The organism is Chelativorans alearensis, assembly GCF_010993735.1.
GTDB lineage: Bacteria > Pseudomonadota > Alphaproteobacteria > Rhizobiales > Rhizobiaceae > Chelativorans > Chelativorans alearense.
In genome coordinates this window covers 137,432-160,781 of the sequence record NZ_WQNI01000016.1, presented here as the reverse complement: position 1 = coordinate 160,781, position 23,350 = coordinate 137,432, and the positions used below count along the sequence as shown (strand labels likewise).

The window sequence follows — 23,350 nt, the reverse complement described above, 5'->3', positions numbered from 1 at the left end:
GCCCGCGCGGCCTGCGCCTCGTCGGGGACGGCGGCGCGCACCGCCGGCCGGGGCGGGGCAGGGGGCGCTTCCCGCGCCGGCCTCTTCTCCTCGGTGGGTGCCGGCGCCTCCTTCGCCTTGGCAAAGCGGTCCTGCGCCTCCTCGGCCAGCGCCTCGTCGGCGCCGGAATCGGCGTAGAAGGAGAGGATGTCGCGCAGTTGCGCTGGGTCGCGGATGGCCATCATGGCGCCAATGTCGTCCGCCGCCGCGCGCAATGCAAGGGGAGAGCACGAGAGGCCGGTGTACTTGTGGCCCCGCGGGCCCGCGCACGTCTCACCCGATTTCGATGATGAGTTTGCGCCGCAGAAGCGTCGGCATGTGCTGTATCTTGTCGAGCGGGATGGAAAATGCCCGGGCGCCGCCGACAACCTCCCGCGCGTAATACTCTTCGATGTCCTCGTATGTGCTGTCGAGCATGGGCATGCCGTTGATCGTGACCCCCATCGCGATGATGAGCTCCCGGACGGGGGCGGGATCGACCCCGGTGTTCGGCTTGCCGTCGCCAACGACATCGATGACGCGGTAAAGCGGCTCGGCCGGCAGCGCGTTCATAAGCTCGAGGGCCTTGGCAAGCCCCTCGCCGATACCGGTAAGCTCGCCGAGGTTGGCGCGCTCGTTGTGCAGGATCTGCCATGCGAATGTGGCGGCGGTCTCCGGACTGTCGATGATCATCCACTCAACGACCGCGGCACTTTGCGAAGAGAACTCGACGAAAGCGAAGGCACTGCGGCGAAAATGGCCGGATCGGATTGCATCCAGAACCTCGGGCGACATGATGGCCTCGGCATGGCTTTCCCGTGCCAGCTGCAGCTGCCCTTGATCCATCGAAGAGGAAGCGTCGATGACGAACACCAGGGCCGTATCCACACCCTCGCCCATGCCCCCGCGCCTCCGCCATCCGAAGAAAGGACATGAAGGCAACCATGATGGCCGCCACGATGATCGTGTCCTTCACGATTGAGCGCACTGTCCTGAGAAAGCGTTCCATGACGCAATACTCTTTTGCGAAAGCCAACTTAAAGGGTCGCCTTTCAAGCAGAAAATATTCCTGCTTCACCATCACGGATATGGATCGCGCACGTTAAACATTCAAAACAATGTATTGAGAGGATTTCAGAATTTTAGTTCAACGGAAAGGGAAGGAGACTTTATTTTTGTGCCGATTGTGGGAGATGAGTTTCAGAAGACTTCCTCCGCCGCTGCCGCGGTGCCCGCCGGCACTGGACACCTTATGCCTGAACATCGACACTCCACCAGCGGTCAACATAAAGGCGCTCCCCGTCCTCTCCTCACGAAAAGGGAATACGCGGGTCCTGCACCAGGTAGAATGTGGCGACCGGCGTCAGGTCGGTGACGAGGAACGAGAAGGATGCCGTCTCGTCCGGGTCGACCTTGCCTTCGCTGAACAGAAGCCTGTCGTGCGGCTCGAAGTCCCGGTTGTGCACGGAAAATGCGTCGGAGGAGATTGTGCCCCTTTCCGTCTGCCTCTGATCGAAGGACAGCCCGTCGCCATAGGTGCTGGGCAGGCCGCGCGTTTCCTGCAGTTCGTAGGCGAACTCGATCCAGGCAAGCGCGCTCGCATTCACCGTCTCCAGCCTGAGATAAAGCCGCGTGCCGGCATGGCGCGCGGCGTTAGGGGCCGGCGGGGGCAGTGCGACCGCGCGGATGACGAGCACCACCGAGCTCGCCGAGTAAAGCTCCTGCGTCAGCACCACCGGGTCGTCCTTGGTGCCGCCGCCGGCAATGCCCCGGATGCGGAAGCCGCCGTTCTCGTCGGAGAAGGAATAGCCGCCGGCAAGCCAGCGCCCGTCATCCGTCGGGCCTGCGCCCAGCAGAAAAAACGCGGCGATGGCCGCTGCCCATCGCGCAGTGCCTCGCATTGCCGTGCCTCCCATGCCCGCCCAGCGGGCATGGGGCGACTATACCGCATAACGGCCCCCAACCGTAGCGCCCGGCTGGAATTCGCTGCTGGCCCGTCGAGAAGAGGGGATTTGCCGCCGCGCTGTTTCGAAGCTATTCGGTGCGTTGCCGGACGAACGGATGCCAGAGCCCCGGATGCTGATGCAAGGAACAGAACGATGAACAAGGCCGCGTCCTTCAATTCCGGTCCCCCGGTCGAAGCGCCGGCCTTCGACGCGGCGTTCCGGGAAAAGCTCGGGGACCTTCTCTCCTGGCGCCGCGACGTGCGGCGCTTCCGCCCCGAGCAGCTGCCCGACGGCCTTCTGGAGCGTCTCCTCGATTCGGCTTGCCTTGCGCCGTCCGTGGGGCTGAGCCAGCCCTGGCGCTTCGTCATCGTGACGAGCGACGAGCGGCGCGCCAGGATCAGGGAGAACTTCGCGCGCTGCAACGCCGAGGCCCTTGCCGCGGAGCCGTCCGAGCGCGCCGGCCGCTATGCGCGCCTTAAGCTCGCCGGCCTCGACGAGGCGCCCTGCCACGTGGCGGTCTTCGCGGACCGGTCGACCGGAAAGGGCCACGGCCTGGGGCGCCGCACCATGCCGGAGATGATCGAATATTCGGCGGTGATGGCGGTCTACACGCTCTGGCTCGTCGCCCGCGCGGAGGGGGTCGGCCTCGGCTGGGTCTCGATCCTGGAGCCGGCGGACGTCGTCGCCGCACTCGACGTTCCGCGCACATGGACCTTCATCGGCTACCTCTGCCTCGGATACCCGGCGGCCGAAGACGGCATTCCAGCGCTCGAGAGGGCAGGGTGGGAGGCGCGGGCACCCGCCGCTACGTTCCGGACGGAGCGGTGAAGCGCCGTTCGCACCTATTTACTTTTACGTGAGAGTAAGAATAATCGGAAGGCGTGCCCGCGGCGGGCGCAAGGAATTGCTTTCCCATGTGGCCGCAGCGGTTTAACCGCTTGGTACGATGCGCTATAGCCGGGCCGGACTAAAGCAATTCCAGGAAAAGTGGAAACCGGTTTTCCGTCCGGAATTGCGACAAGACAAGGAGTTGGGCCAGTTCATCGGTTCCGTGAAACGATGAACCGGTCTAGGCAGCCGATCATGGCGACCCGTGGAGGATTGGATGAGCGAACGCGAGAGCATGGAATTCGATGTCGTGATCGTCGGCGCCGGGCCGGCGGGGCTGGCGGCGTCGATCAGGCTGAAGCAGCTCAATCCGGAGCTTTCCGTCGTCGTGCTCGAAAAGGGTGGCGAGGTCGGCGCCCACATCCTCTCCGGCGCCGTGGTCGACCCCATCGGCATCGACAGGCTTCTGCCCGGCTGGCGCGAGGAGGCCGGTCATCCCTTCAGGACAAAGGTCACGGACGACCAGTTCCTGCTTCTGGGGCCGGCGGGCTCCATGCGCCTGCCCAACCTTCTCATGCCGCCGCTGATGAACAACCACGGCAACTACATCGTCTCCCTCGGCAATGTCTGCAAATGGCTCGCCGAAAAGGCCGAGGCGCTGGGCGTCGAGATCTATCCCGGCTTCGCCGCCGCCGAGGTGCTCTATAACGAGGAGGGCGCCGTCGTCGGCGTCGCCACCGGCGATATGGGCGTGGAGCGCGACGGCACCCACGGCCCCGGCTATCAGCCGGGCATGGAGCTTCTTGGCAAATACGTGCTGATCGGCGAGGGCGCGCGCGGCTCGCTCGCCAAGGAGCTGATCGCCAAATACAAGCTCTCGGAAGGCCGCGAGCCGCAGAAATTCGGCATCGGCCTGAAGGAACTGTGGGAGGTGAAGCCGGAGAACCACAAGCCCGGCCTGGTGCAGCACTCCTTCGGCTGGCCGCTCGACGCCAGGACCGGCGGCGGCTCCTTCCTCTATCATTTCGACGACAACTTGGTGGCCGTCGGCTTCGTCGTCCACCTGAACTACAAGAACCCCTATCTCTCCCCCTTCGAGGAGTTCCAGCGCTTCAAGACGCACCCGGCCGTCCGCGGCACCTTCGAGGGGGGGAAACGCCTCTCCTACGGCGCCCGCGCCATCACCGAGGGCGGCTTCCAGTCCGTGCCGAAGATGGCGTTTCCGGGCGGCGTCCTCATGGGCTGCTCGGCCGGCCTCGTCAACGTGCCGCGCATCAAGGGTTCGCACAACGCGGTGCTGTCGGGCATGCTGGCCGCCGAGCACGTGGCCGAGGCGGTTGCCGCCGGCCGCGCCAATGACGAGCTCACCTCCTACGAGGAAGCCTGGCGCACCTCCGACATCGGCAGGGACCTGAAGAAGGTGCGCAACGTCAAGCCGCTGTGGTCGCGCTTCGGCACCTATGCCGGCGTCGCCGTCGGCGGCATCGACATGTGGTTCAACACCCTGTTCGGCTTTTCCCCGTTCGGCACCCTGCGGCACGGCAAGCCCGATTCGGAGACCCTGGAGCCCGCCGAAAAGCACACGCCCATTGCCTACCCGAAGCCCGACGGCGTCCTCACCTTCGATCGTCTGTCCTCGGTGTTCCTGTCCAACACCAACCACGAGGAGAACCAGCCGGTGCACCTCAAGGTGAAGGACATGGACCTGCAGAAAGCCTCCGAATACGCCGTCTTCGCCGGCCCCTCGGCACGCTACTGCCCGGCCGGCGTCTATGAATGGGTGGATGCCGACGGCAACGCCCTCACCGCCGGCGCCCCCATTGAGAACCCCGACGCCCGCTTCGTCATCAACGCCCAGAACTGCGTGCACTGCAAGACCTGCGACATCAAGGACCCGAACAGGAACATCAACTGGGTGCCGCCGCAGGGCGGTGAGGGGCCGGTCTATCAGAATATGTGAGGGCAGGTGGCGCGTCGCAGTTCGGGCATGGATCCGTTCCGATAGACAAACGGACAAAGCCGAAGGCCGCCGCCTACTCCCCCGCAATCCTCGCCTGCATCACCTCCGCCGCCTCTTTCTCCGGCCTCACCGCAAACTCCAGCAGCACCGGCAGATGGTCGGAGCCGACGCTTTCGAGCCGCCTCGTGGCGATCGGCACCACGCGGCCCTTCGTGAAGACGTTGTCTATGGGCAGGCCGGCAAAGCGCCGCAGGAGATCCGGCGCCGACCGCACCAGCCATGTCGGGCCGAGATTGCCGGCCGAGGTCAGCCCGCCCGCCGCCGCCACGCGCCGCGCCGTCAGGCTCCATGGCGCGGCGTTGAGGTCGCCCACCGCGATGGCCGACGAGGACAGCCGCTCGAGAACGGGAACGACATCGTCTATCTGCCATGCCTGCTCGAACGGCCACGGCCAGCCAAGATGGATCGCCGCGATATCGACCGCCGCGCCGCCGAAGTTCACCGTGGCGATCGCCAGCGAGCCCCGGTCGAAGCATTGCGCCCTGGACGGGTGCAGAAACGGCCTGCGCGACAGGATCGCCACGCCGCCGATGGGCGAGGGCGGCTGGCAGACGATGCGGTGCGGATAGGCGCCCTCGATCAGTTCCAGTTCCGGCAGCCACGCGGACGAGGCCTCGTTCAGCGTCACCACGTCCGGCTGCTCGCGGCCGATGAGCGAGAGGACCTCTCTCGGCGTGCGGTTGTCGTAGCGCAGGTTGAGCTGCAGCAGCCGATAGCGCGCCGCGCCCATCTCCCCCTCCGCATGCACTTCCCCCGCCGGCAGCGCCGTCACCGAGGCGACCGCCGCACCCCCCAGCACGGCCGCCGTCAGCCCGATGCCTCGCCAGCCTTGAACAAGAAGCAAAGGCAGCGCCAAAACCACCACCAGCGCCCCCAGATGCACCCGGAAATGCGCCAGCGAATCGAAAGCCGGGTGCACCGTCCCCCAGTACCCCATCACCAGCGGCACGGTGAGGAGCGTCGCCGAAAGGGCAAGGAGAGTGGGAAGGCGGTGGCGTTTGTCGGACATGAGGCGTTTGTAACGGCTCGATTGCGGCGGTAGCAAGGTTCCATGGGGCGGGCAGCCGCCCTTTATCGCTCCCGCAGTGCCGGCTCCCTCTCCGAGATCACCCAGTCCCTGAAAGCGCGGACGCGGGGGTCGGAAAGGCGCTCCTCCGGGTAGACGAGATGGTAGCCCTTCTTCACCGGCACCGTCAGGTCGAACGGCTGCACCAGTGCTCCGGCGCTCGTCTCGGCCTCGACATAACCGAGATAGCCGAGAACGACGCCCTGTCCGTCGATCGCCGCCTTTATCGCCATCGAGTAATCCTCGAACCGCAACTGCCGCGCGGGCCTGACCTCAGCGGCACCGGCCGCTTCCAGCCAGATATCCCAGTCGTCATAGCTGTCGTGGATATCCCTTATCAGGACGCATCCCGCCACCATCTCGGCTGGCGCAAGGCCGCTTATTTCGTGCCTGAGGTCCGGCGCGCAAAGAGGCGTCACGCTGAAATGCAAGACCGGCTCGGCCCGCAGGCCGGGCCAGTCCCCCGTACCCCAGCGGAGAGCCAGGTCCGCCTCACCGGCCGAAAAATCCACCGGCTTGTAAGTGCTGAGGATAGCGATATCGATGTCCGGGTGCAGCTCCCGGAAGCGGTGGAACCGCGGCATCAGCCAGCGGATGCCCACCTCGGAGGTGAGGCTCACCGTCAGCGGCCGCGAAAGGTCAGGGCCGAGCAGGTCGCTCGTGGCCTGGGCGAGCCGGGAAAAGGCGTCCTCGACGCCCGTCCGATAGCGCCGCCCCGCCTCGGTCAGGCTGAGCCCGTTCGGCAACCGTCGCAGCAGCTGCAGGCCCAGTTCCTCCTCCAGACCGCGGATCCGGTGGCTTACGGCACTCGGCGTGATGCGCAGCGCTTCCGCGGCACCCGCCAGATTGCCCGCCCGCGCCACCGCTTCGAAGGCTTGCAGCCCGCGCAGGGAAGGAAGTCGCCGCATCGCCCGCTCCTGGTTGAGAAAACCTCAACTGTGCGCTGAAATCTTCGCGTTTGCCTAGCGGTAATTTTGGCCCGACCTTGCCTCCATGTATAGAGCTTTTTTCAAGAGACTCGGCTTGCCGAAGCGCTGTCCGCCGGCAGACTTTCCGCCCACCGGCGAAACCCCGGACCTTTCCCGCAAGCTCACCACCCTGCTGATCCCCGGCCCACCGGGCGCCGCCGACCACGCCCTGTGGTCATTGCTCCTGAAGGGGCCACCGGGCTGGCATGGCCATGGGCCGACGCGGCGAAGGCGGGGCCGAGGCTAAAGCATTTTGCAGTCAGGTGGAATCACCTGACGTCCGCACAAATGCGGCGAAACAAACAGATAGAGCGCCTTGCATGAACGTAAGTGAATGCACGGCGCTCTAGGACCGCCGGGAGCGCGAAGGGGCGCCGGCATTTTCAAAAGGCCCACCCGCGCGCCATCCCCACTCCCCGTGCGCGTCGCCCCCATCTCGGCATCACTTCGACAGCGGTACGGTGCCACAACGGGAGGCCATCCCGGAGATCAGCCTGCAGGGTGTATGGCAGCGTGCGAGACAGGCCTGATGTGGGCGAACATGCTGCGGGCGTTCCAGGTCGGGAAGGCTCTTGCCAGCGACAGGTCGCCGTCGAGTTGGATGCGGTCCTCGCGGGTGGCCTGGGCCCAGGTAAGCTGGCCGGCATGCCATTTGACGAAGGCTTCGGCTTCCGCAGTGATGTAGAGGTCCTCTTCGAAGCCAGGGTATGTCTTGCAGATCTCGGTGTCTCCAAGCTCGATGAGCAGCCAGTAGCGCTCACGGCGCGGGCGGCCGGTGAAGTCGAAGCGGATGACGACGCGTCGATCCGGCAACAGGTCCCGGCGGAGCGCGTTGCACATCGACCACAGGGCCACAAAGGGGTCGAGGTGCTGGGGGGCGATCTCGAGCCAATGCGCCCCCCACTCGCCGAGCGACTGGCAGACCGTGAAGAGGTCGCGGCCCGCCGACGTGAGCTCGTAGTGGTGCCCGCGCCCGCCGGGTTTGGGAGCCGACGTGACGACACCGACCCACTCGAGCTGCCTCAGCCGCTGTGAGAGCAGCGTCCGCGAGAGCCCGGGCGCGCCCTCCAGTATCTCACTGAAATTTCCGCAGCCAAGGTACAGATTGCGGATGATCAGCGGTGTCCAGCGCTCGGCGAAAATCTCGGCGCCGCGGGCGATAGGACAATATTGGCCGTATGTCCTCATGCCGCAAGTGTCCCACACCCGCCGTCGGCTTTGAAGTCCAGATTTTTGACTATACCGCCGCCGCCCGCCGTAGTCCGATGTGGCCGTGGAAAAAGGGAGGATACGATGATGACTTCATTGATCGCGGAAGTCGGCCACGGGAGCAAGAAGCCGACCGTCATGGAGATCGACGGCTTTCGAGGCCGGCTGATCGGCGCCGGTGACGCCGACTACGACATCGCCCGTGCGGTCTGGAACGGCGCCATCGACCGGCGCCCACGCCTGATCGCCCAATGTATCGGGACCGCCGACGTGGTCGCGGCCGTGCGTTTCGCCCGCGACCACGATCTGGAGATCGCCATAAGGGGCGGAGGCCACAACGTGGCGGGCACCGCCGTTTGCGACGACGGGATCGTCATCGACCTTTCGGCGATGCGGGGCGTGCGGGTCGATCCCGCTGCCCGCAAGGCCTGGGTGCAAGGTGGTGCGCTGTGGGGCGACGTCGACCGCGAGACGCAGGCGCATGGTCTCGCCACCACCGGCGGGATCGTGAGCCATACCGGCGTCGCCGGGCTCACCCTTGGCGGCGGCATCGGCTGGCTGATGCGCAAGCACGGCCTCACGGTCGACAACCTGCTCGCCGCCGATGTCGTAACGGCCGAAGGCGAGCTGATGCGGGCGTCCGAAGAGGAGCACCCAGACCTGTTCTGGGCGTTGCGAGGCGGCGGCGGCAACTTCGGCGTGGTCACCGCGTTCGAATTCCGCCTCCACCCTGTCGGGCCCACCATCCTCGCCGGACCAGTCCTCTGGGACGCGGCCGAGGCCGGCGAGGTCCTCCGCTTCTACCGCGACTTCATCCGTGACGCGCCCGACGAGCTCGGCACGATCGTGAAGTTCACAACCGCGCCGCCGCTCCCGGTCATCCCCGAGAATCTGCACTGGCGCCCGGTGGTGATGGTCGGCGCCTGCTACGCCGGGCCCGTGGAGGACGGTGAGCAGGCGCTCCGCCCACTCCGCGCATGCGGGACTCCCCTCCACGACCTGGTCGGGCCCAAGCCGTACCTGGAACTCCAGAGCGCGCTCGACTCGACCGTCCTCCACGGCTGGAACTACTATTGGAAGGCATCCCACCTCCCCGAGCTCAGCGACGACATCATCGACGTCATCGCCGCGCGCGCGTTCTCGTTCTCGTCGCCGCGGTCGTACACGGCGATGTTCCATCTGAAGGGGGCGGTGGGCCGAATAGCCGCGGGCAGGACGGCGTTCGCGAACCGGCACGCCTCGCACGCGATCATCCACCACGCCGCGTGGCGGCCCGGCGAGGACTTCGGCGACCAGGAAACCGCATGGGCGAGGAAGTTCTTCGCCGCCCTCGGCAGCTTCCGCGAAGGCGTCTATGTCAATTTCCTCGGCGGCGACGAAGACCCGGGCCGGGTCCGCGAGGCATACGGCGATACCGTCTACGACCGGCTTGTGGACGTGAAGACCACGTACGACCCCAACAACGTCTTCCACCATAACCAGAACATCCACCCGTCTTGAGTAACGGTGTGGGCGGTTCCGATGGCGCGCAATGTTCGATCGATGTCGGCGGTGTTGGATGGGCGATGCCGCCGGAGGCGCTTGGCGGGTGCATGACCGGCGCCAGAGCAAGCGGCCAGCACAATCTCCCCCCTCGTGGGGGAGATGTCCGGCCCCTTCGACAAGCTCAGGACAGAGGGGGGGCGCGAAGGGGCGCCGCCATTTCCGGCATTTCAAGAAGCCCGCCCGCGCGCGTCATCCCGGAAAGCCGAAGGCTTGTCCGGGACCCATTCCGTGACCAGTCTACCTTCCGGAATGGGTCCCGGACAGTCTCCGCTTCGCTCCGACTTCCGGGATGATGCTTGCGCGGGGATAAAACCTGGCAACAAAGAATCTTTTTTCCCACCAACCCATTGTTTTCATTCCCTTCCGAAAAATTTCTCCAACTTTTTCGCGGGATTTTATCCCCCCTGCCCAGCCCGCCCTTAAAATCCTCCCCATCGCCCTCACGGGAACCTTGGTCCGGACCGGGGACACGGGGAGGGCGGCGGAGACCTCTTCCTGCGGGCTGCCGGTGCCCGCAGGCCAGAGGGCCCGCGACAGGCCGGCGGTGCCGGGGTGCTGGGTGAGAGACAGCGCCACGGAGACCGCGGAGAAGCCGCTAGGGTTTCGCATGGCCTGGCTAAGACCACCCCGTAATTGGGTGCAGCCGGGAAAGATGGAACCCAAGTGACCGGCCGACTGTCGGGACAGCCTCCGGTGGGGCGCGTCGGACGCGCCTTATTTGAGGCGCCCCCAAAGCGCCTCGTACGGTGCCGAAGACGCGCCCCGCTTCCCACCTACTCAATGGCCAGACGCGAAAGCGGGCGTGGCAACGACCCCGCGCGCAGTCCGTCTCGCCCACCGCGAACAGGAGCGTCCCTATTGAAACGCCGTCTCGGAAAAACTCCGCAACTTCCGCGAATGCAGCCTTTCCGGCGGCATGGCGGCCAGTTTCTCCACCGCGCGGATGCCGATCTTCAAGTGCTGGGCCACCTGCCGCTTATAAAAATCCGTCGCCATGCCCGGCAGCTTCAACTCCCCGTGCAGCGGCTTGTCGGAGACGCACAGAAGCGTGCCGTAGGGCACGCGAAAGCGGTAGCCGTTGGCCGCGATCGTCGCCGATTCCATGTCGAGCGCGATCGCCCGCGACTGCGAAAGCCGCTGCACCGGCCCGCGCTGGTCGCGCAGTTCCCAGTTGCGGTTGTCGATGGTGGCGACAGTCCCCGTGCGCATGATGCGCTTCAGCTCATAGCCCGAAAGCCCGGTGATCTCCGCCACCGCCTCCTGCAGCGCCACCTGTACCTCGGCAAGCGCGGGCAGCGGCACCCACACGGGCAGGTCGTCGTCCAGCACATGGTCCTCGCGCACATAGGCGTGCGCCAAAACGTAGTCGCCGAGCGCCTGGGTATGGCGCAGGCCCGCGCAGTGGCCGAGCATCAGCCAGGCATGCGGGCGCAGGACCGCGATATGGTCGGTGATGGTCTTGGCGTTGGACGGGCCGACGCCGATATTGACCATGGTGATCCCGCTGTGGTCGCCCTTCTTCAGGTGATAGGCGGGCATCTGCGGCAGGCGCTGAAGCGCGGTTTCCGGCGGCGTCTCGCCGGCGCGCGTGAGGATGTTGCCGGGTTCCACGAAGCATTCGTAGCCCCCGCCGCCGGCCGCCATCGTCTCCCGCGCGAAGGCGCAGAACTCGTCGATATAGAACTGGTAGTTCGTAAAAAGCACGAAGTTCTGGAAGTGCTCCGCCGCCGTCGCCGTATAGTGCGACAGCCGGTGCAGGGAATAGTCCATACGCGGCGCCGTGAAGGGGGCCAGCGGCATCGGCTCGCCCGGCGCCGTCTCGTGGGTGCCGTTGACGATGTCGTCGTCCATGGCGCTGAGATCGGGAACGTCGAAAAGGTCGCGCAGGGGCCGCTTCAGCCGGTCCGGGATGGACGCCTCCACATAGGTGTCCTTGGTGAACGCAAAGTGGAGGGGAATGGGCATCTCCGATTCGGCCACCGTCACCTCGACGCCGTGATTGCGGATGATGAGGTCGAGCTGTTCCGTCAGATAGGTCTCGAAAAGATCCGGCCGCGTGATGGTGGCGGAATACGTGCCCGGCGTCGGCACGTGGCCGAAGGCCAGCCGCGTGTCGATCTGCGCGAAGGAGGAGGTGGAAACACTGATTTCGGGATAGAAGGCGCGGTAGCGGTGGTCGCTCGCCCCGGTGGTCGACACCTGGGCGAAGGCCTCGCGCAGAAAGGCGGTATTGCGCTCGTAGATCGCCTTCAGCGCTTCGACGGCCTTCCCAGCATCGCTGAAGCTTTTCCGGGTGACGGCTTCCGGGCTCGATATGGTTTCAATGGGTTGAGGATAGATTCGCTTGTCCATGACCCATTATAGGTATTTCCCGTGGCGGTTTCGAGATGTGATCGCCTCACCGGACGCGAAACATTCCGTCCGCGGGCCCGCCGCCGCCCGGCGCCCGGTACGCGCTTTCAAAGGTTTTCCCGTCGTTGCCGTGGTGCACGAGCCCGACCGCCACGATGGGCAGCGCCAAAAGGCACAGAAGGATCAGCGCCCGCGGCGCGGCGCGGCGCAAGTGAGCGATTGTCGTCGTCATGTTCGGCATTGGTCACCTCTTCCCAGGGGCATCTCTTCATCCTTCCGCGAGAATGCCCCGGCACGGCTGAATGGCCGCTGAGATGGCCGTTCATGGTGCGTTCAAGATTATTGACGAGGTCTTGAATTGCGCAGCCGGCGCTTTGCCCCTACGTCAAAAGGCGTAGACCAGGGAGATGCCCATGACCGAACAGACCCGCCCCATCGAGTTGCACTATTGGCCGACGCCAAACGGCTGGAAAATCAGCATCATGCTGGAGGAGCTCGGGGTCCCCTACGCGGTGCACTACGTCAATATCGGCCGTGGCGAGCAGTTCCGGCCGGAGTTTTTGAAGATCGCGCCCAACAACCGGATGCCCGCCATCGTCGATCCCGAGGGGCCGGACGGCAAACCCATCTCCATTTTCGAATCGGGCGCCATTCTGCAGTATCTCGGGCGCAAGTTCGGCCGCTTCTATCCCACGGATGAGCGCCAGCGGGTGGAGGTCGACCAGTGGCTGTTCTGGCAGATGGGCGGGCTCGGGCCGATGGCCGGCCAGGCCCATCATTTCCGTCAGTACGCGCCCGAAAAGGTGCCCTATGCCATCGAGCGCTACACCAACGAGGTGAACCGCCTCTACGGCGTCATGAACAAGCGTCTGGCCGACCGCGACTATCTGGCGGGCGACTATTCCATCGCCGACATGGCCTCTATCGGCTGGGTCAAGCCGCACCAGAACCAGGGGCAGGATTTGAACGACTTCCCGAACCTGAAGCGCTGGTTCGAGGCGGTCACGGCCCGCCCCGCGGTTGCGCGCGGTCTGGCCGTCGGCCAGGAGCACCGCCGCAACATCGCCGAGGACGAGGAAGCAAAGAAGGTGCTGTTCGGCCAGCGCGCACGCTGAGGGCGATTCCAATTGTTTGGGTCAGACCACGTGGCCCTACCGCGTGAAGCGGCTATGGGGAGCGGCAATCCCCTCCTCGCCCGACACCTCGCGCACCGAGCCGGCTCCGAAGACGCCGGAGGTCGTGCGGGTGCGCTTGCCGGGGTTGCGCATCTGCTCGACGATCCGCACAAGGTCCACATCGTCGACCTGGCGGCCGTCGGATACCGGCGCGGCGTCCCCGAGCTTGTCCTTGATCCCGGGCAGGCGCTCGTCGGGCAGCTTTTCGAACTTCATGCGCATGGTCGTTGCCACCCCGTCGCCGAAGGCGATCGCCTCGCGCTGGCCCATCGCCGACAGGAAGGCGAGCGTGGAGGCCGAGGAATCGGCGATCGCCGAGCGGATGATCGACTGGTCCTGCTCGTTGGCAAGCCGCATGGCGAACACGGTGGAGCACTGCGAAAGCACCGTCGGGTCGAGATCGCCCGGCCGCTGCGTGACGACCCCCAGATAGCAGCCGTATTTGCGCCCCTCCTTGGCGATGCGCGACAGCGCATGGCGCGTCGGCGCAAAGCCGAGCCTGGGGTCGGCCGGCATGTAGCGGTGCGCCTCCTCGCACAGGACGAGAAGCTTCAGCCGGCCCTCGCTCCAAAGCGCCAGGTCGAAGGCGAGCCGCGCCAGGACCGAGCAGACCGAGTTCACCACCTCCGACGGCAGGCCCGCCATCTCGAAGCAGGTCACCGGCCGCCCCCCGCTCGGAATGCGGAAGATACGGCCGATGGTCTCGTGGATGGAATCCTCGATCAGATGCGAGGAGAACATGAAGCGGTAGCGCGGGTCGTTCAGCGCCGCTTCGATGCGCGCGCGCAGCTGTCGATAGTAGGGGCGGTCGTTCTTCGTCTCCAGTTGCCCCATCCGCTCGTCGATCTCATGCACAAGATCGGCCATGCGGTAGGGGAGCGGCGTATCGGCGGTGATCCCGCTGTCCCCGCCGCGCTTGAGCACGCCGGCGCCCGAATTGCGGTAAAGATGCTTGGCGCTGGCGATCAGGTCGCGCAAAAGCTCCACCTCCTCCATCACCGGCTCGCGCCCGCGATAAAGCACCTCGACGAATTCCTCCAGCCGGAACAGCCAGAAGGGAAGGTCGAGCGAGCCGGTGTCGACGCGCACGCTGTGTTCGGGAAGGGCGGCGGCGAACTCGTTATGCGGGTCGAGGATGAGCACCCTCAAGTCCGGTCGCGCCTCGATGGTCTTGCGCAGGAGCAGCGAGACGGCCGTCGACTTGCCGACGCCCGTGGTGCCGACGAAGGCGAAATGGCGGCTGAGCGTTTCGTCCACCGCCAGGCACGCATCGATGGCGTTGTCCTGCGAGAGCTGGCCGATGGTGACGGAGCGCCGGCCGCCGAGGTCGTAGATGGCGCGCAGATCGCGCGCGCGGATGCGGTGGGCAAGCGCGCCGATGTACGGATACTCGGTGATGCCGCGGTCGAAGATAGGCGCACCGTCGCCGTCGCGCACCTCGCCGATCAGTTCGACGCACACCATGATGGGATTGCCCCCCTCGTCCTCCCAGCGCCGCTGCGGGCGCTCGATGGCGTAGATGAGGCCGACCGTGCGCGTGGTGCCGAGATTGATGGAGATCAGCTTGCCGACCGTCCAGGTGCCGGCAATAGTCGCCTCGTCCTTGCCGATGGTGGCGGCGATGACTGCACGCGCCCCGTCGCACTGCACGACGTGCCCCAGCACGCGGGCGGCCGGCTGGCCCGCGGTCCGGCGCTCCCGCGATGTCATTTCGCCCTGCATGGCATCGCCGTCGCTATACATTCGCCCGCCCCATATGCCCCTCGGATCACGCCAAGCTACCGCGGCAAGGTTAAGGCCGGATGAGGGGGGATGGTTGAGGCGGGGTTAACCCTTACCCTTGGAGTGCCGGGTTCCGTTTTCGGTACACCACATGCGGGCGCAAGGGGTGACCTTCTGCGATCCTGGGATGCCGATAGTCGTCTGTGGGGTCGTACACCATGCCGATCTTCTGCATCACCCGCTGGCTCGGAGCGTTCACCCGCGCGGTGAAGGCGACAACTTCGGGCAGGCCGATGGACCACGCGTAGTTGAGCCACGCCTGCGCCCCTTCCGGGGCGAGCCCCCGTCCCCAGAACGCCTTCCCTATCACCCAGCCGATCTCCACCCGCGGATGGCTGGGGATGGCAGCGCGTATGATGTCCGGAACATACCCCAGCCCGATCAGCCCGATGAATTCGCCGCTGTCCTTCAGCTCGGCAGCCTGAAAATGAAACCCGTTGACCCGCGCCCTCTCGATCGCCAGGTCGATGTCGGTATTCGTTTCCTCGGGCGTCAGCACCTTGGGAAAGAAACGCCGCACATGCGTATCGCCATGGATGGCGGCCATCGCCGCACGGTCGCGATCCTCCCACGGGCGCAGTATGAGACGTTCGGTCGTCAGTTCCATTGAGCGCGATGTCTTCGGGTGGGTTTGGAGGGAAGCGCGTTGGTAAGTCTGCCCTTCTGGAAGGTCAACCCTGTCGCGCCTTCGCGAGTTTCAGCGCTCGGCAGTTACGCCGCGCTTTATGCGTTGACACCGTGCATGGTTGCCCCTTATTGTCCGCGGCCATGATGACGACAGGCATTCTCGTAGTAGGAACGCACATGGGCAGGGCGGCGTAGCCGCCGGGCGACAGCCGCTCATGTGCGAAATGAGGCTCCTCCGGGAGCCTTTTTTATTGGCCGAACGACAGAAAAGACGATGGATCGAGACGGGACACGAAAGCGATGAACGCACAAGCGCCGGGGCCCTTGGGGCAGGAAACGGGCATGCAGGAGATGACGGGCGCCGAGATGGTGGTGCAGGCGCTGAGGGACAACGGCGTCAAGCATATTTTCGGCTATCCGGGCGGCGCCGTGCTTCCGATCTACGATGAGCTTTTCCAGCAGGAAGAGGTTCAGCACATCCTGGTGCGCCACGAGCAGGGAGCAGGGCATGCCGCCGAAGGCTATGCCCGCTCGACGGGCAAGGCCGGCGTCATGCTGGTCACCTCCGGCCCCGGCGCCACCAACGCGGTCACCGCGTTGCAGGATGCGCTGATGGATTCCATTCCGCTGGTCTGCATCACCGGCCAGGTGCCGACGACGCTGATCGGCTCCGACGCCTTCCAGGAATGCGATACGGTGGGTATCACCCGCCCCTGCACCAAGCACAACTGGCTGGTGCGCGACGTCAATCAGCTCGCGGCGGTCCTTCACGAGGCCTTCCACGTCGCCCAGACGGGGCGGCCGGGCCCTGTCGTGGTCGACATCCCCAAGGACGTCCAGTTTGCCAAGGGCACCTACACGCCGCCGCAGACCGCCCCGCGCACGAGCTACAACCCGCGCATCGAAGGCGACCAGGACAAGATCAAGGAGGCCATCGCGCTGATGGCCGCCGCCAGGCGCCCGGTCATCTATTCGGGCGGCGGCGTGGTCAACGCCGGGCCGGAGGCGAGCCACCTCTTGCGCGAGCTGGTGGACCTCACGGGCTTTCCCATCACCTCCACCCTGATGGGGCTCGGCGCCTATCCGGCCTCCGGCAAGAACTGGCTCGGCATGCTGGGAATGCACGGCACGTTCGAAGCCAACATGGCCATGCACGATTGCGACGTGATGGTGTGCATAGGCGCGCGCTTCGACGACCGCATCACCGGCCGCATCGACGCCTTCTCGCCCGATTCGAAGAAGATCCACATCGACATCGATCCCTCTTCGATCAACAAGAACGTGCATGTCGACATTCCCATCATCGGCGACGCGGGGCGGGTGCTCGAGGACATGGTGCGCCTGTGGCGGGCGAGCGCGCACGCGGACAAGGCGGCGCTGAAACCCTGGTGGGGTGAGATCGCCAAGTGGCGGGCGCGCGATTCACTGGCCTACAAGCCCAATCACGACGTCATCATGCCGCAATACGCGGTCCAGAGGCTCTACGAGTTGACCAAGGACCGCGATGTCTACATCACCACCGAGGTCGGTCAGCACCAGATGTGGGCGGCGCAGCACTTCGGCTTCGAAAAGCCCAACCGCTGGATGACCTCGGGTGGGCTCGGCACCATGGGCTATGGCCTGCCGGCCGCGCTCGGCGTGCAGATCGCCCACCCGGACGCGCTCGTGATCGACATTGCAGGCGATGCCTCGGTGCTGATGACCATGCAGGAGATGAGCTCGGCCGTGCAGCATCGGGCGCCGATCAAGATCTTCATCCTCAACAACCAGTACATGGGCATGGTGCGCCAGTGGCAGCAGCTCCTGCACGGCAACCGGCTGTCGCATTCCTACACGGAGGCGCTGCCCGACTTCGTCAAGCTGGCGGAGGCCTATGGCTGCAAGGGCATACGCTGCGAGAAGCCGGGCGATCTCGACGAGGCCATCAGGGAGATGATCGAGACCGACCAGCCGGTGATCTTCGACTGCCGGGTGGCGAACCTTGCCAATTGCTTTCCCATGATCCCCTCGGGCAAGGCGCACAACGAGATGCTCCTGCCGGATGAGGCGACCGACGAGGCGGTGGCCAATGCCATCGACGCCAAGGGCAGGGCCCTGGTGTAGAGGTTGCAGGAGACGCCGGCAAGCGCTAGTCTTACCTCTGTCTTACTTGGAGAGCGGCCATGAATGTTCGGGTCAAGTTGTCGAGCAAGGGGCAGGTCGTCATTCCAAAGTCGGTGCGCGACGCGCATGGATGGAAGGAGGGGACGGAGCTTGAAGTGGTCGATGCGGGCCAGGGTGGGGTCACTCTCCACCCTGTCCAGGAATACGATCCGCGTTTTCCGCCTGCCACCTGGGAAGAGTTCCTTGCAAGCAGGATCAAGATCGACCGTCCATTCCCGACCGACGAGAAGATAGAAGAGACGATGCTCGCCGAGGCGGTACGGAGGTTCGATGCCGCCACTCGCCGTTGACACAAACGTGCTTGCGCGCGCGCTCGTCGAGGACGGATCGGACCAGACCGCAAGAGCGCTACAGTGCTTAAGGGACAATCAGGTGCTGGTGTTGGAGACGGTTCTGCTTGAAACCGAGTGGCTTTTGCGTAGCCGCCTGAAGCTTCCCCGCTCGGCGGTCAACGACCTCTTTTCCAAACTTCTTACGCGGCCGAACGTTTTGTTTGAGGACAAGGCAAAGGTCGCGGAAGCAGTGGTTGCGCATAGAGAGGGATTTGACTTTGCCGATGCCCTGCATCTCTTCAATGCGCAAGGATGCGAGGCGCTGCTGAGCTTTGATCGCGACTTTGCACGGCGCGCCGCCAATGTACCAGGCCTGTTACCGGTCCGAGAACCATAAAGCCCAAGGAAGTCTTACCTCATGAACGCCCAGCTCAAGCCGACAGGCTCCGCCTATTTCATCACCAAGGAAACCGAGACGGACGAAAAGCGGACGCTTGCCGTGCTGGTCGACAACGAGCCGGGCGTTCTGGCCCGTGTCATCGGCCTCTTCTCCGGCCGCGGCTACAATATCGACAGCCTCACCGTCTCCGAAACCGAGCACGAGCGGCATCTCTCGCGGATCACCATCGTCACCCGCGGCACGCCGCATGTTCTGGAACAGATCAAACACCAGCTCGAGCGCATCGTGCCGGTGCACCGGGTGGTGGACCTGACGTCGACAGCTTTTGAGCGGGGCCATGACCGCCCGCTGGAGCGCGAACTGGCCATGGTGAAGGTCAGCGGCAAGGGCGAGGACCGGGTGGAGGCGCTGAGGCTCGCCGACGCCTTCCGCGCCCAGGTGATCGACGCCAACACCGAGCATTTCATCTTCGAGATCACCGGCCGCGTGTCGAAGATCGAGCAGTTCATCTCCATCATGAAGCCGCTCGGCCTCGTCGAAGTCTGCCGTACCGGCGTGGCGGCGATGAACCGCGGGCCGGAGGGGATGTAGGCCTCCTTGAAGCCAGGGCTCGGGTGGCGTATATACTTTGGATATACAATTCTGCGAGTACGCCATGACCGAACTTCGCATCGCAAAATGGGGCAACAGCGCCGCTATCCGCCTTCCCAAGGCGGCGCTTGACGAGCTTGGCCTGCAGCCGGGCCAGGCCGTCGAGTTCACCGTCAAGGACGGCAAGGGCGTGATCGAGCCCAAAGAGCCGAAGAAGATCACGCTGGAGTGGATCATCTCGGAAACGAAGAGACTCGGACCGGAAAACGCCCCGGAAACGGTCGAGTGGGGTCCGGATCGCGGTGAGGAAATTATCGACGACGAATATTCCAGAGGCGAGATCACACTCGATGACCTCCTTAGAGGCAGGTGACATCGCCTGGGTGGATTTCGATCCCGTTCGTGGAACGGAGCAGCAGGGCGTGCGCCCGGCTCTTATTCTGACCGATCGCGAGTTCAATACGCTCTATCCCCGCTCGATCGTCTGTCCGATTACAAGAAACGCGACACCGTGGCCCACCAAGGTCATCTTGCCGGAGGGGATGAAGACGCGTGGTGCGGTCATGGCTGATCAGCCACGAACGATGCACCGCGCCCATCGCGGCTTCCGCTTCATCGAGCGCGTGCCGGAGAGCGTGCTGGTGCAAGTCCGCGCTATCCTTGCAGCGCTCTTGCAGATCGGCTGAGTGGGCAGCAAGAAGGCCTGTTCATCCCCGGCAGAATCTGATTTCTGGCGGAGATGGAGTTTTCGCCGCAACAGGACGAGGCGCTGAAGGCCGTATCGCGCTGGCTGAAGGAGGGGCAGTCGCAGCTCTTCCGGCTGTTCGGCTATGCCGGCACGGGCAAGACCACGCTGGCGCGCTACTTCGCGGAGCACGTGGACGGCGGCGTGCAGTTTGCCGCCTTCACCGGCAAGGCGGCCCAGGTGCTGCGCTCCAAGGGCGCGGTGAACGCGCGCACCATCCATTCGCTCATCTATCGCCCGCGCGGCGAGGAGCAGGTGGAGGATGAGGCGACGGGCAAGACTTCCATGTCGCCTACCTTCTCGCTCAACCGGCAAAGCCCGGTCTCGCGCGCCAAGCTCGTCGTCATCGACGAATGCTCCATGGTGGACGAGGAACTGGGCCGCGATCTCATGTCCTTCGGTACGCCCATCCTGGTTCTGGGCGACCCCGGCCAGCTTCCGCCCATATCCGGCGGCGGCTTCTTCACCGAGCACGAGCCGGACTATCTCCTGACCGAGATCCACCGCCAGGCGCGCGACAATCCCATCATCCGCCTGGCGCTCGACGTGCGCGAGGGCCGGGAGTTCATGTATGGCGATTACGGCACCGCGAAGGTGATCTCGAAAGCCGACGTGAACAGCGACCTGGTGCTTTCCGCCGACCAGGTGCTGGTCGGCATCAACCGCACGCGGCGGCGCTATAACCAGCGCCTGCGCCAACTGAAGGGTTTCGAGGGGCTTCTCCCGCAGGCGGGCGACAAGCTGGTGTGCCTGAGGAACGACCCCAACAAGGGGCTTTTGAACGGCTCGCTGTGGAAGGTCATGACGGCCTCGCGCGAGACGGTGAAGCCGGGCATCAACCTGCTGGTCTCGCCCGAGGAGGATGATCCGGACCGCGGCGTGGCCAAGATCAAGCTCCTGAAAGGGGCGTTCGAGGACCCGGAATCCGAAATCCCCTGGCAGACGAAGAAGCGCTACGACGATTTCGACTTCGGCTACGCGCTCACGGTGCACAAGGCGCAGGGCTCGCAATGGGACGATGTCGTTCTGTTCGACGAGAGCTTCGCCTTCCGCGACACCCGCCAGCGCTGGCTCTACACGGCGATCACGCGCGCGGCGGAGCGGCTGACGGTGGTGCGGTAGAGCAATTTCAGGAAAAGTGGAAGCCGGTTTTCCGTCCGGAATTGCGACAAAACAACAGCGTTAGCCTTTGAATCTACGCATCGTGCTTTCCGAAAACCGATTCCGGTTTTCGGGCCGATGCGGTAGGGCTCAAGCCGGGCCGGGAAGCGGGTTGGCGTCGATCCATGCCCACGCCGCATCCATCTCCGTTGCCTCGAAGTGCTTCATCTCCACGGAGAAGAACGGCCGGAAGAGAGCGACCGCGGTGCCGACCCAGCCCGGCCCGCCGACCACGGCGCACTTGCGGATGTGCTCGAACGCGCGGGTCTTGCCGAACATGACCCGATCCTTCCACGCCGCACTCCAGTCGAAGCCCTCGTAATCGCGGATGGTGACGATCAGGTCGATCCGCTCGTGCAGTTCATAGGCGCCTTCCAAAAGGCCGTACATGTTCTCCACGTCGGCGGTTGTGATGTGGCCGGTGATCTCGAAGGCATAAGCGTCCTCGCGGTCGGTATCGATGCGGCGCACATGGGGCGGCGTCTCGTTGATCAGCATCGCATCGTCTCCTGGGCGCTCATCGGCGCGCCCGCGGGCCGTTCTCCTGTCCCTCCCGACAAGCGCAATTGGCCCTGTCGGTTCCGCCGAAAGCCGGTATAGGGTGGAGAGAAAAGCTCTCCTTGCAACGGGATTCGCCATGCCGGCCAAGCTCTCCGTCAATCTTAACGCGATCGCCATGCTGCGCAACCGGCGCGATCTGCCGTGGCCGAGCGTGACAGGGCTTGGCCGCATCGCGCTTGCCGCCGGCGCCAACGGGCTGACCGTGCACCCGCGGCCCGACCAGCGCCACGTCCGCTTTTCCGATGTGCCGGAAATCCGCGCCCTGATCGACGACGAGTTTCCCGATCGGGAGTTCAATATCGAAGGCTACCCGACGGAGGAATTTCTGGAACTGGTTCTGGAAACTGAACCGGACCAAGTGACACTGGTGCCCGACGATCCCCAGCAGGCAACTTCCGATCACGGCTGGAACTTCAAGCGGGATGTCGATCTCCTGAGACCGATGGTCGGCCGGCTCAAGCAGCGCGGCATGCGCGTCTCGCTCTTCAGCGATCCCGATGCCGACGAGGCGGCGCTTATCGCCGCCAAGGCAACGGGGGCCAACCGCATCGAGCTTTACACCGGCCCTTACGGCGCCACATACGATGATCCGAGGAAGGCCGCCAAGGAACTGGAAAAGCTTGGGAAAACGGCAGACGCGGCGGCCGCGCTCGGCCTCGGCGTCAATGCAGGGCACGATCTTACCGTCGCCAACCTGCCCGCGCTCGCCGATCGCATCCCGGCGCTGGCGGAAGTCTCCATCGGGCACAGCCTGACTGCCGACGCGCTGGAGTTCGGCATGGCCGAGACGGTGCGGCGGTTCTTGAGGGCCTGCGGGGCGGGGAGGGGGTAATCCCCCTTCACCCTACATCCGCGACCAGGCCTCGTTGCGGCAGATAAGGCCGCCAAGCACGCAGCCGCCCATGGTGAAGACATTGCCCTCCAGGCTCCCTTTGCCCTTATAGGTCTTGTCCTTGTTCGGATCCGTCACCGTGCCCGCGTAGCTGCCCTCGCCCTGCGGCTCGAAGCGGCCGATCTGCTTGCCGGCGTGCGGACCGGTCTTCAGCGTGATGCAGTAGGCGCCACCGCAGGCGGAAATCTCCGCCGTGTTGCCCGAGCCGGTCTTCCATCTCCCTTCGATCGGATCGGCCAGCGCCGGCCCCATCGCGGCAAGAAATGCCGCGCCCGCAAAGAACATCCTGCGCATTGTGTCTTTTCCTCCCTGACGCTGGCGGGCCTCTGGTTCCGCCAGTTACGCGAACGTAAGCGTAATGCATTCCGCGTGTCTGTGGAAGATGCTGAAAGCAGGCTTCCACGGGGTCCCATGGGGAAGCGGAGACGGCGGTGTTTTTCCAGCGCGCCTTCTCGGATGGTTAGGAAAGGGTTGTCGCGTCGGTTACATTTTTTCCCGTCCGCGCGGCTGAAAGTCTTGTGCTTCAGGCGTTCCTATCCTTAACGGAATCCAGCCCTTTACCGAATGTTTGAACTTTGTTTTCTGCAAATTAATCAAGCTGTTTAACGGCGATTTCAATCCTCGCCTCCATCCTCGGGACCTATCGCAGCACCGCCTCGGAAAAGAGAAGGCGGGCGGCTCTCAGGGTGTAAAACGGGGATTTGTAAAATGGCACGTTTCGATTTTCAGGGAACAGGATCAGCCACGGCGGGCGGCAACGCCCAGCCGGACGTTCTGCTTCAGCTCGGCATGATGTATGCGACCGGCCGCGACTGCGACATGGACCTTGTGGCCGCCCACAAATGGCTCAACATCGCCGCCATCAAGGGATCGGACCGCGCCGCCGAGATGCGCTCGGAACTGGCGGCCAACATGTCGAAAGCCGACATCGCCCGGGCCCTGCGCGAGGCGCGCGAGTGGATGACAATGCAGTGAGGTGAGGGGAAGTGAGTGGAGAGTAGTGAGTAGTGAGTAGTGAGTAGAGAAGAA

Annotated in this window: 25 protein-coding genes and 1 pseudogene; 14 read left to right on the top strand and 12 right to left on the bottom strand. The window is 64.8% G+C overall.

Going from position 1 to position 23,350, the window contains the following annotated elements:
* Window positions 1-224, bottom strand: a pseudogene (locus GPJ75_RS22945) (uracil-DNA glycosylase); the annotation flags it as partial.
* 88 nt (window positions 225-312) lie between these two features.
* A complete protein-coding gene (locus GPJ75_RS22940; RefSeq protein WP_163271709.1) occupies window positions 313-918 on the bottom strand; it encodes a DUF1194 domain-containing protein in 606 nt (201 codons plus the stop codon).
* Window positions 919-950: 32 nt separating this feature from the next.
* Here GPJ75_RS22940 and GPJ75_RS22935 point away from each other — a divergent pair, with 32 nt between their 5' ends.
* Window positions 951-1,124 (top strand): hypothetical protein, encoded by a 174-nt coding sequence (locus tag GPJ75_RS22935; RefSeq protein WP_163271707.1) that lies wholly within the window; start codon window positions 951-953, stop codon window positions 1,122-1,124.
* 204 nt (window positions 1,125-1,328) lie between these two features.
* Here GPJ75_RS22935 and GPJ75_RS22930 read toward each other — a convergent pair whose 3' ends face one another.
* Entirely contained in the window at window positions 1,329-1,919 is a 591-nt protein-coding gene (locus tag GPJ75_RS22930; protein ID WP_246249217.1) for a hypothetical protein, read from the bottom strand.
* A gap of 198 nt (window positions 1,920-2,117) precedes the next feature.
* Between GPJ75_RS22930 and bluB the strand changes: the two genes are divergently transcribed.
* Together bluB and GPJ75_RS22920 are read left to right on the top strand one after the other, a co-directional pair.
* Entirely contained in the window at window positions 2,118-2,792 is a 675-nt protein-coding gene (gene bluB / locus GPJ75_RS22925) for a 5,6-dimethylbenzimidazole synthase (protein WP_163271704.1), read from the top strand.
* Window positions 2,793-3,069: 277 nt separating this feature from the next.
* A complete protein-coding gene (locus GPJ75_RS22920; protein ID WP_163271702.1) occupies window positions 3,070-4,752 on the top strand; it encodes an electron transfer flavoprotein-ubiquinone oxidoreductase in 1,683 nt (560 codons plus the stop codon).
* Window positions 4,753-4,825: 73 nt separating this feature from the next.
* Here GPJ75_RS22920 and GPJ75_RS22915 read toward each other — a convergent pair whose 3' ends face one another.
* The 3 genes from GPJ75_RS22915 to GPJ75_RS22905 form a co-directional block, all read right to left on the bottom strand.
* Window positions 4,826-5,821, bottom strand: a complete 996-nt coding sequence (locus GPJ75_RS22915; protein ID WP_163271700.1) for an endonuclease/exonuclease/phosphatase family protein — start codon at window positions 5,819-5,821, stop codon at window positions 4,826-4,828.
* Between the two features lie 62 nt (window positions 5,822-5,883).
* Window positions 5,884-6,786: a LysR substrate-binding domain-containing protein gene (locus tag GPJ75_RS22910; protein WP_163271698.1), complete on the bottom strand. Its 903-nt coding sequence runs from the start codon at window positions 6,784-6,786 to the stop codon at window positions 5,884-5,886.
* Window positions 6,787-7,335: 549 nt separating this feature from the next.
* Complete coding sequence (locus GPJ75_RS22905; RefSeq protein WP_163271696.1) at window positions 7,336-8,034, bottom strand: winged helix-turn-helix transcriptional regulator; 699 nt, start codon at window positions 8,032-8,034, stop codon at window positions 7,336-7,338.
* Between the two features lie 105 nt (window positions 8,035-8,139).
* Here GPJ75_RS22905 and GPJ75_RS22900 point away from each other — a divergent pair, with 105 nt between their 5' ends.
* Complete coding sequence (locus GPJ75_RS22900; protein WP_205602614.1) at window positions 8,140-9,555, top strand: FAD-binding oxidoreductase; 1,416 nt, start codon at window positions 8,140-8,142, stop codon at window positions 9,553-9,555.
* A 900-nt stretch (window positions 9,556-10,455) separates the two neighbouring features.
* Here the strand turns inward: GPJ75_RS22900 and GPJ75_RS22895 are convergent.
* Window positions 10,456-11,952 carry an AMP nucleosidase gene (locus tag GPJ75_RS22895; protein WP_163271694.1) on the bottom strand — a complete coding sequence of 499 codons (1,497 nt, stop codon included), beginning with the start codon at window positions 11,950-11,952 and terminating at the stop codon, window positions 10,456-10,458.
* 46 nt (window positions 11,953-11,998) lie between these two features.
* On the bottom strand, window positions 11,999-12,193 hold the full coding sequence (locus GPJ75_RS22890; RefSeq protein WP_163271692.1) for a hypothetical protein: 195 nt from the start codon (window positions 12,191-12,193) through the stop codon (window positions 11,999-12,001).
* A gap of 172 nt (window positions 12,194-12,365) precedes the next feature.
* Here GPJ75_RS22890 and GPJ75_RS22885 point away from each other — a divergent pair, with 172 nt between their 5' ends.
* Window positions 12,366-13,067 (top strand): glutathione S-transferase family protein, encoded by a 702-nt coding sequence (locus GPJ75_RS22885; RefSeq protein WP_163271690.1) that lies wholly within the window; start codon window positions 12,366-12,368, stop codon window positions 13,065-13,067.
* Window positions 13,068-13,103: 36 nt separating this feature from the next.
* Here GPJ75_RS22885 and GPJ75_RS22880 read toward each other — a convergent pair whose 3' ends face one another.
* Entirely contained in the window at window positions 13,104-14,870 is a 1,767-nt protein-coding gene (locus GPJ75_RS22880) for an ATP-binding protein (RefSeq protein WP_163271688.1), read from the bottom strand.
* A gap of 91 nt (window positions 14,871-14,961) precedes the next feature.
* Window positions 14,962-15,516, bottom strand: coding sequence for a GNAT family N-acetyltransferase (locus GPJ75_RS22875; protein WP_163271686.1), 555 nt, complete (start codon window positions 15,514-15,516; stop codon window positions 14,962-14,964).
* A 320-nt stretch (window positions 15,517-15,836) separates the two neighbouring features.
* On the opposite strand from GPJ75_RS22875, the gene GPJ75_RS22870 reads away from it, so the two are divergent.
* The 7 genes from GPJ75_RS22870 (at window position 15,837) to GPJ75_RS22840 (ending at window position 20,829) form a co-directional block, all read left to right on the top strand.
* A complete protein-coding gene (locus tag GPJ75_RS22870) occupies window positions 15,837-17,639 on the top strand; it encodes an acetolactate synthase 3 large subunit (protein WP_425483182.1) in 1,803 nt (600 codons plus the stop codon).
* A gap of 59 nt (window positions 17,640-17,698) precedes the next feature.
* The gene (locus GPJ75_RS22865) at window positions 17,699-17,989 is read left to right on the top strand and encodes an AbrB/MazE/SpoVT family DNA-binding domain-containing protein (protein WP_163271684.1); all 291 of its coding nucleotides are present in this window, start codon (window positions 17,699-17,701) and stop codon (window positions 17,987-17,989) included.
* Window positions 17,970-18,368, top strand: a complete 399-nt coding sequence (locus GPJ75_RS22860; protein ID WP_163271682.1) for a type II toxin-antitoxin system VapC family toxin — start codon at window positions 17,970-17,972, stop codon at window positions 18,366-18,368. Before GPJ75_RS22865 ends, GPJ75_RS22860 begins: the two co-directional genes overlap by 20 nt.
* 21 nt (window positions 18,369-18,389) lie before the next feature.
* Entirely contained in the window at window positions 18,390-18,962 is a 573-nt protein-coding gene (gene ilvN / locus GPJ75_RS22855; RefSeq protein WP_163271680.1) for an acetolactate synthase small subunit, read from the top strand.
* Between the two features lie 64 nt (window positions 18,963-19,026).
* Window positions 19,027-19,335 (top strand): AbrB/MazE/SpoVT family DNA-binding domain-containing protein, encoded by a 309-nt coding sequence (locus GPJ75_RS22850; protein WP_163271678.1) that lies wholly within the window; start codon window positions 19,027-19,029, stop codon window positions 19,333-19,335.
* Window positions 19,313-19,648, top strand: a complete 336-nt coding sequence (locus tag GPJ75_RS22845) for a type II toxin-antitoxin system PemK/MazF family toxin (protein WP_163271676.1) — start codon at window positions 19,313-19,315, stop codon at window positions 19,646-19,648. Before GPJ75_RS22850 ends, GPJ75_RS22845 begins: the two co-directional genes overlap by 23 nt.
* 53 nt (window positions 19,649-19,701) lie before the next feature.
* Entirely contained in the window at window positions 19,702-20,829 is a 1,128-nt protein-coding gene (locus GPJ75_RS22840; protein ID WP_163271674.1) for an ATP-dependent DNA helicase, read from the top strand.
* A 129-nt stretch (window positions 20,830-20,958) separates the two neighbouring features.
* Here the strand turns inward: GPJ75_RS22840 and GPJ75_RS22835 are convergent, their stop codons facing one another.
* Window positions 20,959-21,366 (bottom strand): SpoIIAA family protein, encoded by a 408-nt coding sequence (locus GPJ75_RS22835; protein ID WP_163271672.1) that lies wholly within the window; start codon window positions 21,364-21,366, stop codon window positions 20,959-20,961.
* 139 nt (window positions 21,367-21,505) lie between these two features.
* On the opposite strand from GPJ75_RS22835, the gene GPJ75_RS22830 reads away from it, so the two are divergent.
* Complete coding sequence (locus GPJ75_RS22830) at window positions 21,506-22,261, top strand: pyridoxine 5'-phosphate synthase (protein WP_163271670.1); 756 nt, start codon at window positions 21,506-21,508, stop codon at window positions 22,259-22,261.
* Between the two features lie 12 nt (window positions 22,262-22,273).
* Here GPJ75_RS22830 and GPJ75_RS22825 read toward each other — a convergent pair whose 3' ends face one another.
* Entirely contained in the window at window positions 22,274-22,615 is a 342-nt protein-coding gene (locus GPJ75_RS22825) for a DUF2147 domain-containing protein (RefSeq protein WP_163271668.1), read from the bottom strand.
* Window positions 22,616-23,029: 414 nt separating this feature from the next.
* Between GPJ75_RS22825 and GPJ75_RS22820 the strand changes: the two genes are divergently transcribed.
* Window positions 23,030-23,296, top strand: a complete 267-nt coding sequence (locus GPJ75_RS22820; protein WP_163271666.1) for a sel1 repeat family protein — start codon at window positions 23,030-23,032, stop codon at window positions 23,294-23,296.
* Window positions 23,297-23,350 lie beyond the last annotated feature (54 nt).